Annotated in this window: 12 protein-coding genes; 10 read left to right on the top strand and 2 right to left on the bottom strand. The window is 32.9% G+C overall.

Going from position 1 to position 14,664, the window contains the following annotated elements:
* Positions 1–79: 79 nt before the first annotated feature.
* The 6 genes from V7P59_RS00235 to V7P59_RS00210 all read left to right on the top strand — a co-directional run bounded on the left by V7P59_RS00235 (position 80) and on the right by V7P59_RS00210 (position 8,337).
* Entirely contained in the window at positions 80–2,701 is a 2,622-nt protein-coding gene (locus tag V7P59_RS00235) for a VPS10 domain-containing protein (protein WP_333807507.1), read from the top strand.
* Positions 2,702–2,780: 79 nt separating this feature from the next.
* Positions 2,781–3,653 (top strand): hypothetical protein, encoded by an 873-nt coding sequence (locus tag V7P59_RS00230; protein WP_333807506.1) that lies wholly within the window; start codon positions 2,781–2,783, stop codon positions 3,651–3,653.
* Positions 3,654–3,831: 178 nt separating this feature from the next.
* Positions 3,832–4,695, top strand: coding sequence for a succinate dehydrogenase cytochrome b subunit (locus V7P59_RS00225; protein WP_333807504.1), 864 nt, complete (start codon positions 3,832–3,834; stop codon positions 4,693–4,695).
* A gap of 18 nt (positions 4,696–4,713) precedes the next feature.
* Positions 4,714–6,723 (top strand): fumarate reductase/succinate dehydrogenase flavoprotein subunit, encoded by a 2,010-nt coding sequence (locus V7P59_RS00220; protein WP_333807502.1) that lies wholly within the window; start codon positions 4,714–4,716, stop codon positions 6,721–6,723.
* A 6-nt stretch (positions 6,724–6,729) separates the two neighbouring features.
* Positions 6,730–7,491 carry a succinate dehydrogenase/fumarate reductase iron-sulfur subunit gene (locus V7P59_RS00215; RefSeq protein ID WP_333807500.1) on the top strand — a complete coding sequence of 254 codons (762 nt, stop codon included), beginning with the start codon at positions 6,730–6,732 and terminating at the stop codon, positions 7,489–7,491.
* Positions 7,492–7,572: 81 nt separating this feature from the next.
* Positions 7,573–8,337, top strand: coding sequence for a nitrilase family protein (locus tag V7P59_RS00210; RefSeq protein ID WP_333807498.1), 765 nt, complete (start codon positions 7,573–7,575; stop codon positions 8,335–8,337).
* Here the strand turns inward: V7P59_RS00210 and V7P59_RS00205 are convergent.
* A complete protein-coding gene (locus V7P59_RS00205; protein ID WP_333807496.1) occupies positions 8,334–9,935 on the bottom strand; it encodes an Ig-like domain-containing protein in 1,602 nt (533 codons plus the stop codon). The genes V7P59_RS00210 and V7P59_RS00205 overlap by 4 nt on opposite strands.
* 67 nt (positions 9,936–10,002) lie before the next feature.
* Positions 10,003–10,686 carry a ComF family protein gene (locus V7P59_RS00200; RefSeq protein WP_333807494.1) on the bottom strand — a complete coding sequence of 228 codons (684 nt, stop codon included), beginning with the start codon at positions 10,684–10,686 and terminating at the stop codon, positions 10,003–10,005.
* 61 nt (positions 10,687–10,747) lie between these two features.
* Here V7P59_RS00200 and V7P59_RS00195 point away from each other — a divergent pair, with 61 nt between their 5' ends.
* The 4 genes from V7P59_RS00195 to V7P59_RS00180 all read left to right on the top strand — a co-directional run bounded on the left by V7P59_RS00195 (position 10,748) and on the right by V7P59_RS00180 (position 14,631).
* Positions 10,748–11,524 carry a hypothetical protein gene (locus V7P59_RS00195; protein ID WP_333807492.1) on the top strand — a complete coding sequence of 259 codons (777 nt, stop codon included), beginning with the start codon at positions 10,748–10,750 and terminating at the stop codon, positions 11,522–11,524.
* 63 nt (positions 11,525–11,587) lie between these two features.
* Positions 11,588–13,129 (top strand): glycine--tRNA ligase, encoded by a 1,542-nt coding sequence (locus V7P59_RS00190; protein WP_333807490.1) that lies wholly within the window; start codon positions 11,588–11,590, stop codon positions 13,127–13,129.
* A gap of 157 nt (positions 13,130–13,286) precedes the next feature.
* Positions 13,287–13,931: a sensor histidine kinase gene (locus tag V7P59_RS00185; RefSeq protein WP_333807488.1), complete on the top strand. Its 645-nt coding sequence runs from the start codon at positions 13,287–13,289 to the stop codon at positions 13,929–13,931.
* Positions 13,918–14,631 (top strand): LytR/AlgR family response regulator transcription factor, encoded by a 714-nt coding sequence (locus V7P59_RS00180; protein ID WP_333807486.1) that lies wholly within the window; start codon positions 13,918–13,920, stop codon positions 14,629–14,631. The genes V7P59_RS00185 and V7P59_RS00180 overlap by 14 nt, the downstream gene beginning before the upstream one ends.
* Positions 14,632–14,664: the final 33 nt, after the last annotated feature.

Here is a 14,664-nt window from a genome sequence, read left to right as displayed (position 1 = left end):
AAAACGAAAAGTTGTTAAAAGCAATAGAAATTTTGTAGAAGTGCAATGTTTTGGCTAATTTTCAACAAAATTTTTCAAGATGAAGCAAATTACTATCCTGTTTTTATTGATTGTGCAATCGGCAATTGCTCAAAATTCTTTGTTTAATCAAGTAGAAGCTAAGAATATCGGACCAACAATTATGAGTGGTCGTGTGGTAGATTTAGCCGTAAATCCGAAAAATCCAACCGAATTTTATGTTGCGTATGCTACAGGCGGACTTTGGTATACCAACAACAACGGAACTTCTTTCACTCCGGTGATGGATTCTGCTGAAACCGTAAATTGTGGTTCGGTTACCGTAGATTGGAATTCAGGAACTATTTGGGTAGGAACAGGTGAAGTAAATGCTTCGCGATCGTCTTATGCTGGAGTCGGCGTTTTGAAATCTTCGGATAAAGGCAAAACGTGGGAAAATTTAGGGCTAAGAGATTCGCATCATATCAGCAGAATTTGGGTTAACCCAAGCAATTTAAATGAAATTGTCGTGGCTGCTGTAGGACATTTATATACGACTAATAAAGAACGCGGGATTTATAAGTCAACTGATGGCGGAAAATCGTGGAAACAAACTTTGTTTGTAGCAGAAGATGCTGGAATTATTGATTTAGCTGTTTCAAAAAGTAATCCAAAAATTATGTTTGCGGCGTCATGGCAAAAAGATAGAAAAGCGTGGCATTTTGATGGTGATGGAGAAAAATCGGGCATTTATAAAAGTGAAGATAGTGGAACTTCTTGGAAATTGGTTACTACAAAAGAAAGCGGATTTCCTGCTAATGAAGGTGTGGGAAGAATTGGTTTAGCCCTGTTCAGTGAAAATCTGATTTTTGCGGTAGTGGATAATCAGAATAAACGACCAAATACCAAAGTGGATAAGCCTAAAGATGCCAATGAAGCTTTGTTTCAAACTGAAGTAATTGGTTGTGAATTATACAAATCAGAAGATGGTGGAAAATCTTGGAAACGAACACATGAAAAGTACATTGATGATATGTTTTATACCTACGGATACTATTTTGCGAACATTTCGGTAGATGAGAAAAATCCAAATCGTATCTATATGGGCGGTGTTCCATTGCTATTTTCAGAAGATGGAGGAAGATCATTTGCTTCAATTTCTAAAGAAAACGTGCATGCTGACCATCATGTAACTTGGATAAATCCACAAAATCCCAATCATATTATCAACGGGAATGATGGCGGTGTTAATATTTCTTATGATAACGGAGTACATTGGATAAAATGTAACAATGAAGCATTAGGTCAATTGTATGCAGTAAATGTGGATTATCAAGAAAATTACAATGTATATGGTGGATTGCAAGATAACGGTGTTTGGTTTGGAAATAGTAATTATGAGAAGAGTGTAGCTTGGCATCAGGAAGGAAAATATCCGTATCAAGAATTAATTGGTGGCGATGGGATGCAAATTCAAATCGATAGCCGTAATCCTAATGTTGTATTTACAGGTTTTCAATTTGGGAATTATTACCGTATAAACCAAAAAGAAGGAAAGTTTGATTACATTTCTCCAAAAGCTCCCAAAGGTGAAAAACCATATCGCTTCAACTGGCAAACGCCAATTTTGTTGTCATCGCACAATCAAGATATTTTGTACATGGGTTCAAATTTCTTACATCGTTCTATGAATCAAGGTGAAACTTGGGAAAGAATTTCGGGTGATTTAACCAATGGCGCTAAAGAAGGAAATGTAGCTTTTGGAACGTTAACGACTATTTCAGAAAGTAAATTTCAATTTGGGTTGCTCTATGTAGGTTCTGATGATGGAAAAATTCATGTTTCTAAAGATGGTGGTGTTTCATGGCAATTGATTTCTAGTCCCGAAACTTCGGGATTACCTCAAAATTTATGGGTTTCAAGAATTGCTGCTTCAACTCATAAAAAAGAAAGAGTTTATGCAACTTTAAATGGATACAGAAATGATAATTTCGAAAGTTATGTGTTTGTTTCAGAAGATTTTGGAGCCAATTGGAACTCTATATCTAGCGGTTTAACTCAAGCGGTAAATGTAATTGTTGAAGATTCAGCTAACGAGAATATTTTGTATGTTGGAACTGATAATGGTTTATTTATTTCATTAGATAAAGGTGCCACTTGGCAAGATTTTTCTAACGGAATACCTAATGTAGCAGTTCATGATGCGGTAATTCAAACTAAAGCTAAAGAGTTAATTGTGGCAACTCACGGTCGTTCAATTTATAAAATTGATATTTCGAAAGTACAAGAATTAACAAAAGAAGTTTTAGCTAAAAATCTGCATTTGTTTAAAATTAATGATAGAACAAAATCCGATCGATGGGGAAGTCAAAATTATGCTTGGGGCAAGCCAATTGAGCCTTCACAAACAATTTGGTTTTATTCCAATACAGAAGGAACAGTAAATATTTCGATTGCAAATGAATCTGGAGTTTTGGTTCATACTCAAAAAGTGGAAGCTAAAAAAGGTTTGAATTCGTTTGTTTATGATTATTCAATTACGAAAAATGTGGTGGATAATTGGAATAAGAAAGATAAGAATGTAAAATTGAAATCAGCTGATAATCAAAAGTTTTATCTGCCAGTTGGGAAGTATAAACTTGTGATTTCAAAAGAAAAAGCATCTGAAAGCAAATCATTTGAAATTTTAAATCCAAAAAAATAGTTAAAAAGGCATACTATTTGCTGTTAATTTTCCGTTAAACATAAAACAATTTGGATTGGTGATTAATTAAATAAGGAATATGAAAAAAATAATAGGAATATTTATAGTACTTTTTTCCATCATCTCTTTTTTTTCTTGTGATGATAAAGATGATAATGTGCAAGAGCCATATTTAATTATAAAATTTCAGTTTGATCCAAATCAGGTGCGTTTGAATAATTTGGGTCAACCAGCTGCAATTCCTTCTGGTCATGCTGCTCAATCTCCAGATTTTAGTAAAATTAGCGCTCATTATTTTGAATTGGCTCCCACCGCTTATACGCAATTAGGGAATGGTACTATTTTGTATCATGCCGATGAAACAACACAAGGTGGTTCGGTTGCCATAGATTTTAGTAAAGCGGTCATTGTAGGAGAAGGGGAAGCTTTTTTAAGAATTCCATTAAGTCAAGTAGCTCAAGGTAGCTATGAATATGTTCGTGTTTCTTTGGCGTATCAAGAGTACACGATTTCGGTTAGAAATGCTGGAAATGATTATTTAGGTAAATTAGCCAGTTTTGTTGGATATAATACTTATATCACAACCCATTCTATAGGGAATAATTCATTTCCTGTTAATGGTAATCGATTACAAGGATATTGGGCATTTGCGTTAAATGATTTTCCTTACGCAACTTCAGGTCAATCCCCTGCGGGCGCTACTACGGTTCCCAATCCAATTGCTGCAACTTCGCCAATTCCGACAGGATCATGTGTAGTTACTGGAAAATTTGCTCAAAATTTAATAATTAACAGTAATGAAACACGTGATGTGGTAATTACATTGTCACTTTCTTGTAATAATAGTTTTGAATGGGAAGAAGTAGTTGCTGATGGTAAATATGAGCCATCAATTGGAGAAAATGTAGTGGATATGGGCTTGAGAGGACTAATTCCATCATATGTAAAGTAATATATTTGCTAAGATGCTATATATTGAGGTTGTTTTTTCGCTTTAAACCCTTGATATTCAACGATAGTTAAATTCATTTTAAAATCATTATAAATTAGCTCAAAAAGGTTGTAGTTAATTTCAATTAGCCTTATTTTTGTTTGATTTTTTATTAAACTAGTACAATCAAATAAAAATTATGGCAAAATCGGCACTATTAAAGTCATCTATCGTAAAAAAATACTGGATGGCTCTTACAGGTTTATTTCTATGCTTGTTTTTGGCGGGGCATTTGGCAGGAAATCTTCAATTGATTTTTGGAACCAGCTTGCAGTTCAATGAGTATGCTTTATTCATGACCACCAATCCTGCAGTTAAGTTACTTTCATATCTTACTTACATCTCAATTATTTTCCATGCTGTTGATGGAATTATGTTGACAATCCAAAACAGAAAAGCTAGACCAATTGGTTATGCTAAAACGGATGGATCTTCTAGTAGTTTTGCTTCAAGAAATATGGCAGTTTTAGGAACTTTGGTTTTAGTTTTCATTGCCACTCACATGGTGAATTTTTGGGCTAAAATGCATTTTGATAAAAACATGCCTTTGATGGTTAAAGAAATTGAAGTACAAGGCAACAAGCAAAAATTTTATGTAGGAACTCAAACAGGTCAATACTTTCCAGTGGAACAAGTTGGGAAAGAAGGTGAAAAACCAGACCCAATGACCATGATGCAAAAACAATTTGTTATTAAAAACAGAACCGAATTGCATTACAGTCAAGCAGATGTTAAAACAGCTGATTTATATAAAGATTTATACAAAATAACCGTTGATTTCTTTAAAGATCCTAAGTATGGTTTAGCGTTTACAATTTTCTATGTTTTGTCAATGGTAGCTTTAGCTTTTCACTTATGGCATGGTTTTCAAAGTGCTTTTCAATCTTTAGGCGTTAACAGTTCTAAAATTACTCCAGTTATCAAATTTGTAGGAAAAGTATTTTCGATAATAGTTCCATTATTATTTGCTATTATTCCAATCTTTTTACACTTTAAAAAATAATCAACATCAGTATATATTATGAAGTTAGATTCTAAAATACCAGCTGGTCCTTTAAAAGATAAATGGACTAATCATAAAAATCACTTGAAATTAGTTGCTCCAAACAATAGACCAAAAATTGATATTATTGTTGTTGGAACTGGTTTAGCAGGTGCTTCTGCTGCCGCTTCTTTAGGAGAAATGGGATACAATGTAAAAGCATTCTGTTTTCAAGATTCACCTCGTCGTGCGCACTCAATTGCGGCTCAAGGAGGTATCAACGCAGCTAAGAATTATCAAAATGATGGTGATAGCGTTTACCGTCTTTTCTATGATACAATTAAAGGAGGTGACTACCGTGCACGTGAAGCAAACGTTCACCGTTTAGCAGAAGTTTCTGGTAATATCATCGACCAATGTGTGGCACAAGGTGTTCCTTTTGCTCGTGAATATGGTGGAATGTTAGACAACCGTTCGTTTGGTGGAACTCAAGTACAACGTACTTTCTACGCAGCTGGACAAACAGGACAACAATTATTATTAGGAGCCTATTCAGCTTTATCAAGACAAATCGGGTTAGGTCGTGTAAAAATGTACAACCGTCACGAAATGTTAGATTTAGTAAAAGTGGATGGAAAAGCTCGTGGAATCATTGCTCGTAATTTAGTTACAGGTGAAATTGAAAGACATTCAGCTCATGCAGTTGTTATTGCTTCTGGAGGTTACGGAAACGTATATTTCCTTTCTACTAATGCTATGGGAAGTAACGTAACTGCAGCTTGGAAAATTCACAAGCAAGGAGCTTTATTTGCAAATCCTTGTTTTGTACAAATTCACCCAACATGTATTCCAGTTCATGGAACCAATCAGTCAAAATTAACGTTGATGTCTGAGTCGTTACGTAACTCAGGACGTATTTGGGTTCCAAAGAAAAAAGAAGATGCAGAAGCAATTCGTGCGGGTAAATTAAAACCAACTCAAATTGCAGAAGAAGATAGAGATTATTTCTTAGAAAGAAGATATCCAGCTTTCGGTAACTTAGTACCTCGTGACGTGGCATCAAGAGCTGCCAAAGAGCGTTGTGATGCAGGTTATGGAATTGAAGCTAATGATACTAATGAAGGAGTTTATTTAGATTTCTCTACTGAAATCCAAAATAAAGGGAGACAAGCGGCTTATGCTAAAGGGAATCATAATCCTACACCAGAAGAAATTACTAAATTAGGTAAAGCTTGGCTAGAAGAGAAATACGGTAACTTATTTACAATGTATCAAAAAATTACCGATGAAAATCCGTATGAAACGCCAATGAAAATTTATCCAGCGGTTCACTATACTATGGGAGGTGTTTGGGTAGATTACAACTTACAATCTACAATCCCTGGATGTTTCGTAGCTGGTGAAGCTAATTTCTCTGATCACGGAGCTAACCGTTTAGGAGCTTCTGCTCTAATGCAAGGTTTAGCAGATGGATATTTCGTATTACCATATACAATTTCAAACTACTTAGCAGACGAAATTAGAACTGGTAAAATCTCTACAGATTCTCCTGAATTCGCTGAAGCAGAATCAAGAGTTAAAGATGCAATCAGCAAGTTTTTAAATAATAATGGTTCTAAGTCTGTAGATCATTTCCACAAACGTTTAGGTTTAATTATGTGGAATAAAGTAGGAATGGCTCGTAACGAAGAAGGTTTAAAACAAGCTATTCAAGAAATCGCTCAGTTAAAAGAGGAGTTTTACAATGAGGTTTACGTTCCTGGAAGTGCTGATGAATTGAACCCTGAATTAGATAAAGCAATGCGTGTAGCAGACTTTATAGAATTAGGCCAATTAATGGCAATGGATGCGTTACAACGTAAAGAATCTTGTGGAGGTCACTTCCGTGAAGAATATCAAGATGCCGAAGGTGAAACTTTACGTGACGATGTAAACTTTAAGTTCGTTGGAGCTTGGGAATACAAAGGAAGCGACATCAGCAAAGCAGAACTTCATAAAGAAGAATTAGTATACGAAGAAATCAAAATTGCAGCTAGAAATTACAAATAATAGATTATGAGCGCAGCAAAAAATATCAATATAACCCTTAAAATTTGGCGTCAGAAGAACGCTAATGCTAAAGGAAGCATGGAAACTTATAAATTAGATAATGTTTCTACTGCAAGTTCGTTTTTGGAAATGTTAGACCAATTAAACGAGCAATTAATTAACGAAAAGAAAGAACCAGTAGCATTTGACCACGATTGTCGTGAAGGAATTTGCGGAATGTGTTCTTTATACATCAACGGACGTGCTCACGGACCAGATACGGGAATTACGACGTGTCAGTTACATATGAGAATGTTCAAAGATGGTGATACAATTTATATTGAACCATGGAGAAGTAAAGCTTTCCCAGTGGTGAAAGATTTAGTAGTGGATAGAAGTGCTTTCGATAGAATTCAACAAGCAGGAGGTTTCGTATCTGTAAATACTTCAGGTAATACTATTGATGCTAACGCAACACCAGTTCCTAAAGACGATGCAGATAAAGCTTTTATGGCTGCAGCTTGTATTGGATGTGGAGCATGTGTAGCAACATGTAAAAATGGTTCTGCAATGCTATTTGTTGGGGCTAAAGTATCACAATATGCTTTATTACCACAAGGTAAGGTAGAAGCTACACAACGTGTGTTAAACATGGTACGTCAAATGGACGAAGAAGGATTCGGAAATTGTACCAATACAGGAGCATGTGAAATCGAATGTCCAAAAGGAATTTCTTTAGAAAACATTGCTCGTATGAACAGAGAATACTTAAAAGCTTCTTTGAAATAATTCATTGAAACTTCAAAATAATAAAACGCATTCATTCATTTGGATGCGTTTTTTTGTATTTTTAAACCAAATTCAAATCTGATGAAAGTAGCACTTTTTCAAACCAAATTAGCTTGGGAAAATCCACAAGTAAATCGAAAATTCATTGAAGAATATTTCTTAAATGAGGATGAATCTTTTGATTTATTCGTTTTGCCTGAAATGTTTACTTCAGGTTTTACAATGAACCCTTTTTCTGTAGCGGAAACTATGGAAGGAGAAACGATGAATTGGTTAAAAGAATTAGCAAAAAAGAAAACATGCGCTATTACAGGAAGTTTAGTAATTAAAGAAAACGATAATTTCTATAATCGAATGGTTTTTGTTTTTCCATCTGGAGAAGTGCAGTTTTACAACAAGCGTCATTTGTTCACTTTAGCAGGAGAAGAAAAAGTTTATACTAAAGGAGAAGAAAAAGTAATTGTAAATTATAACAATTGGAATATTTGTTTGCAAATTTGTTACGATTTGCGTTTTCCCGTTTTTGCAAGAAATGTAGAAAATTACGATTTGTTAATTTATGTTGCCAATTGGCCAAAACCTCGTATTAATGCTTGGGACTCACTTTTAAAAGCTCGAGCTATAGAAAACATGAGCTATACCATCGGTGTCAACAGAATTGGAGAAGATGCCAATCATTTAGAATATCCTGGACATTCTCAAGCGTTTGATTATTTAGGAAAAACTATTGTAGATTGCGAAAATGAATTGGGTGTGTTTATCGTTGAATTAGATAAAAATATCCAACAAGAAACACGTGAAAAATTAAATTTTCTAAATGATAGAGATGATTTTGAAATTCGCTAATCTAAAATGAAATCTTGTTCTACATCCCAATTCGCCCTTACGTCAATGAGTTTTGGAAAATAAATAATTTCTTCTGCTTGCTTTTTTGCTAAGTAATTACCGGTTGTCCATTCATTGTCTGAATTATCATCGTATATAATTCGTATTGTATATAATCTTGGCTCAATAGTTTCAAAATAGATACTCGTTTCTTTTGTTGATGTAGCTTTGTATAAAACTTCATTTTTATCCAACAACTCAACTATGAAAGGGAAACGCTTTACGTTTGTTAAATTAATTTTTAAGTTACCATAATCGGAAATTTCCTTTGTACCAAAGTTAAATTTTAATGTGTCATTTGCTTTGTCATAAAAATCTTTAATGGCTCCGGGAAGTATTTTTATAGAGTACTTTTCATTTTCTTCTTTTTTAAAATCAAATGCAATTTCTTGTTCAAAATCTAGATACTTGGAAGTAAATTTAACAGCTATCGAATCTTTGTTTTGGAATATAATTTTAGATTCGTCAATTGATACAATTGGTGTAGTAGACTTTAAAACAAAAGCATCTCTAAATGACAAGGTGTTTCCTGATTTTGCACTTATTGTAAGCGTATCGGACTCTTTTAATTTTTTTAAACGCGTGCTAAACTTTTTCGAATAATTTCCATTTGTAACAGAAATTTGAATAGAATCCATTTTTACATTGGGATAAAAAATCTGAACAGAATCTTTATTTTTTGTTGGGAATTTCCCTATTTTAATTGGAACTTCTTTGTTATTATATGAAGCAGTAACTTTTGTGTTTTTGAAATCGCCTTCGTATCCTAAGAAAAGTTTATTGTTGCTTTCTTGTGTTGGTTTGATGGCTTTAAAAGGTTTTTTTTCTTGAAATAATTCTAATTCAAACATATCTGAAGTAGGAATCGTAATAGGATAATCAATAAATCCAATTTTATCAGTGTCAGGATTGTATTTGTTATTATTTCCTTTGTCTTTCATTGCCACAATTCGGTAAGTGCCTTCTTTTAAATTTTCTAAAGAAAATACTTTTAAACTGTCTAAAGTGTTGGTAATGTATAAAGGAGTTTCTTTGTAAACGGTTGAATCGGTAAATGTTTTGGCGTCATAAAGCATTACACTTACAAAATTGTCTGGCTTTTGTTCGAAAGCATCTTTTATTTTTCCTACAATAGTTAAAGAATCAATATAACTTCCCGTTGAGAAAACATATTTGAATTGCGAATACGGATTTCCTTCGTTGTTATCCGTAATACTTTGTCCAAAGTTAAAACTGTAGGTAGTATTCGGAACTAAAGTATCTAAAATTTTAATAGATATATATTTGCTAGCACTACCTTGAGGGATAATAATAGGCTGCTTTTTCAAAGGTGGCGAAATAATCAATTGTTTGTTGATGTCTTTTACTTTTATTAACTCATCAAAATTGATTTTGATTTCATTCCCTTTAAAGTTAGTGGTAAAATTTTTAGGAGAACTGCTAATGATTTTTGGTGCAATAGTGTCTTTTTTGCCACCAGTAATGGTGCCTCTTTTGGCGCAATTAGTTAATAATAAAAGACTTGCAAACAGAAAAGCTATGTATTTAAATTTTATCATTTTCTCAAATAATGGTGTTACAAAATAACAACTATAATTAGTACAAACATACAACTTTTAGTAATTTTTATGATACAGTATAAGCGATGGTTATAATACTTACTTTACTGTTAGGCACTTTTAATAATGCTTTAGCACAAGCTTCAAGTGTAGCTCCCGATGTTATTACATCATCAACAAGTAAAAAATGTTTGTTATGATCCTCATTTGTAAAACGCACATCAAATAACGATTCGGTTATTTCTTTTCTATGTTCTTTGTCTTTTTTAGTTTGTGTTTTGGAATATTGATTTCGATAAAGCAGGTCAGTTTTATAAGGAATTTTCAATTCCGAAGATAGTGCTTCGCAAAACGAAGTTACTTGATTGTAACCTCTTTCTTCTAGTCTTTTTTTGTGTAAGGGTACTGGAATTATTTCAGAAACCGTTTCTAAGGCGTCAACTGATTTTAAATCAACGGCATACCATTTTCCTAATATAGTTCCAATTTCTTGATGTCCTTTGTATTTGAGATTATGAATTAAATTTTGAACAATACCTTTATGGTGAAAATACAACATAGCTGCACTAAATTCAATAGGAATTATGCCATAAAATTTTTTTGTTGTATCATTGTTCTCTAAAATGTGATGATTAGTATAAGGTAAGTTATGATTACACTCGCTGCAGATAATATTTTCATTATGCAACAAAAGCGAGTTACAACCCAAGCATAGTTTTGGAAAAAGTAAGTTTATCAGATATTTTAGCATTTTATCGATTTATTGTATCAACATTAACATTTTTAAATAAATTTATAAAAAAGTTTATAATATGGCATTGAGAAAAAACAAAATAACCAAAATCAGCATCTTAGTTTTGTTGCTGTTGTCTTTGTTTTTAGGTGTCAAATATTATAAAGTTTCGGATGATTTTAATAACTATGTGCAAAATTCTGAATTAGAAAGTAAAGTTCTTGAAAGTCAATTGACAGAAATACTTCATAAGTATGATTCCGTTAGTGCTAAGAATAAAATAGATAGCATAAGATTTAGTGAAGAACTCAAATTAATAGGATCAGAACCTGTTGTAAATAATATTTCGAAATTTAAATCATCAGAAGATTCTATAGTTTACTATGCGAAACAACAACAAAATATTAGAAGAAGTGTTGTAGGAATTTCAGCAAATAATGTAGTCTCAAAAGAAAGAAATACTCCAAAAACAGCCAATCTTACCGCTTTGAATGTGAATGCGAAAGGAGTTAAAATTTACTCAGATAATTATAACTTAAGTGAAGCTAAAATTCAGCAATTAAGAGTTTGTTTTACTCTTGAAGAAAATCAAATGGTAGTTTCGGGCAATAAAACAATTTATGTTCAAGTTGTAAATCCAAAAAATCAAATTATCTCATCTGAAAACACTTTTGTGGAATCAGATACAAATATTAAACTACAATACAGTGCTTCAGTTACAACAAATTATCAGAAGCATGATACAGATGTTTGTACCTATGTTAACTTAGAACAAAAGAAAACGATAAAAGGTAAATATAAAATCAATATTTACCATGATTTTGTTAAAATTGGTACTGCAATTTTCGAATATTAATAATTCTTATTTTTATTCCTCAATTTCTTTTCTTTATTTCATTCCTATTTTTACTTTTGCAGTATGGCAAAACAAGATGATATTTTTAAGAATGTGGTTTCGCATGCAAAAGAGTACGGATTTATATTTCCGTCGAGCGAAATTTACGATGGTTTAAGTGCAGTTTATGATTATGCACAAAATGGTGTGGAGTTAAAAAAGAACATCCGCGAATACTGGTGGCAATCAATGGTGCAGATGCACGAAAATATTGTAGGATTAGATGCTGCAATTTTGATGCATCCAACCACTTGGAAAGCTTCGGGCCACGTTGATGCTTTTAACGATCCGTTGATAGATAATAAAGATTCTAAAAAAAGATATCGTGCCGATGTTTTAATTGAGGATTATGCCGAAAAATTAAATCAAAAAGCACAAAAAGAAATTGACAAAGCGCGTGAGCGTTTTGGTGCTGCTTTTGATGAAGAGCAATACAAAACAACTAATCCACGTGTGATGGAATATTTGTCTAAAAAGAAGGAAATTCTAGAAAGAATGGCACGTTCTTTAGAGACAGAAAACCTTGCTGATGTAAAAGCCTTAATCGAAGAACTTGAAATTGCTTGTCCAGAAAGTGGTTCAAAAAACTGGACCGATGTAAAGCAATTCAACTTAATGTTCGGTACAAAATTAGGAGCATCTGCTGAAAACGCAATGGATTTATATCTTCGCCCTGAAACAGCTCAAGGGATTTTCGTAAACTTCTTAAACGTTCAAAAAACGGGTCGTATGAAAATTCCTTTCGGAATTGCTCAAACGGGGAAAGCGTTTAGAAATGAAATTGTAGCAAGACAATTCATTTTCCGTATGCGCGAATTTGAACAAATGGAAATGCAGTTTTTTGTGAAACCAGGTGAAGAAATGAAATGGTATGAATACTGGAAAGAAACGCGTTTAAAATGGCACCAATCTTTAGGTTTAGGAAAAGAAAACTATCGTTTCCATGACCATGAAAAATTAGCACATTATGCCAACGCTGCTGCAGATATCGAATTCAACTTCCCATTTGGATTCAAAGAATTAGAAGGAATTCACTCAAGAACCGATTTCGATTTGAAAGCACACGAACAATATTCAGGTAAAAAATTACAATATTTCGATACCGAAGAAAACAAAAATTATGTGCCTTATGTAGTAGAAACTTCGGTAGGATTAGATAGAATGTTCTTAGCAGTATTTTCAAAATCATTACAAGAAGAAGTGTTAGAAGATGGTTCCACAAGAACAGTTTTACGTTTACCTTCAGTATTAGCACCTACAAAAGCTGCTGTTTTACCATTAGTTAAAAAAGACGGTTTGCCAGAAGTAGCGCGTAAAATTATAGATGATTTGAAATGGGATTTCAATGTAGCGTATGACGAAAAAGACGCTGTTGGAAGACGTTATAGAAGACAGGATGCTTTAGGAACACCATTCTGTATCACGGTTGATCATCAAACATTAGAAGATGAAACGGTAACCATCCGTCACAGAGATTCTATGCAACAAGATAGAGTGAAGATTTCAGAATTACGCGATATTATCAATAGCGAAGTTTCGATGAGAAATTGGTTGATGAAAATGTAATAAACCCTCCAAAATATGTAGTAAGACCTTCTATTTGAAGGTCTTATTTTTTTAACTTTGTTCAAAATAGCTTATGGACTGGATAATTATATATAGCATTGTTTTAATTCTATTAGTAATAGGATTGTTAATGCTTTGGAATCACAACAAAAGACTAATGCAAACACTGCACGATTTTCAAAGGCAAAATGCTGAAGTCCATGAGAAAGCGAAGTTTTTAGAACTCGAAAGTATCAGTTCTAAACTCAATCCTCATTTGTTTAAAAATATTTTAAATTCGATTCAATCACATGCGTATCAAACGTATTATGCTATTGATAAAATGTCGGGCGTTTTGGATTATATTTTGTACGAAAGTCAGAAAGAAAGAGTTACTCCAAAAGATGAACTGTATTTTACGCAACAACTTATTGAAGTTAATAAAATCAAATTGAGTCCGTTGTTTGAATTATCGGTAAAAACAAAAATTGATACCGAAGATTCATTTTACAATAAGCCGGTAATTCCGCCTTTGATTACGGTGGATTTAATTGAAAACGCTTTTAAACATGCCGATATTCAAAGTCAGGATTCATTTATTAATATTGTTTTAGAATGTCGAAACGCTTATTTTAAGATTATGGTTTCCAATAAAATTTCTTCACAGCCTAAATTATTGAAAGAGAAAAGTGGTATCGGACTACAGAATCTAGAAAAACGATTGAATTTAATTTATGGAAATAATTATAAATTGAGCTTTGGAATTGATGGTGATTCGTATGTAGCCCAATTAAAAATAGATTTTAAAGATGCAACAACTTAAGTGTGTTTTATTAGATGACGAACTTCCAGGGTTGACTTATTTGAAGTTGCTTTGTGAACAGATTCCTGAAATTGAAATCGTAAAATCATTCAATGATCCATTACTTTTTATCAAAGAACAAGAAAAATTAGATTACGATTTGTGTATTTGCGATATTGAAATGCCAGGTTTAAAAGGTACCGAAGTTGCGCAATTAATTCAATCGAAAATGATTTTGTTTACAACTGCTTACAAAGAATTTGCGGTTGAAGCTTTTGAATTAAATGCTGTTGATTATTTGACAAAACCACTAAAAAAAGATCGTCTGCAAGTTGCCATAGAAAAAGCGCTTTTGCGAAAAGAACAAATAGCTCCAATTGCTCAAACCATTCAATGGCAAACCGAAAAAGGAAAAGCAGTTTTACAAATAGAAAGCATTTTGCATATTCAAACATCGCCAATAGATAGTCGCGATAAGCAAATTATTTACGACAATCAGTTAGTTACTTTAAAGAATATTACATTTGAAAAATTAAAACAATTATTGCCTTCTAATTCGTACTGCCAAATCAATAAAAATGAAATGATTCGACTGCATTGTGTTACTTTTTTTACGGCAGATCAAATTGATACTTCAATTGAATTTCAAAACAAAAAAATGGTGCTTTCAATAGGGAATAGTTACAAGGCGGAGTTTTCAGAGAAAATGAAAAATTTCTAACCAGTTCATTACATTTTTTTCTTTTTTCATTAC

The organism is Flavobacterium sp. (assembly GCF_036782315.1).
In the GTDB taxonomy this organism is placed as follows: Bacteria; Bacteroidota; Bacteroidia; order Flavobacteriales; family Flavobacteriaceae; genus Flavobacterium.
The sequence above is the reverse complement of the archived record's forward strand: the minus strand, read 5'-3'. Positions and strand labels throughout refer to the sequence as shown.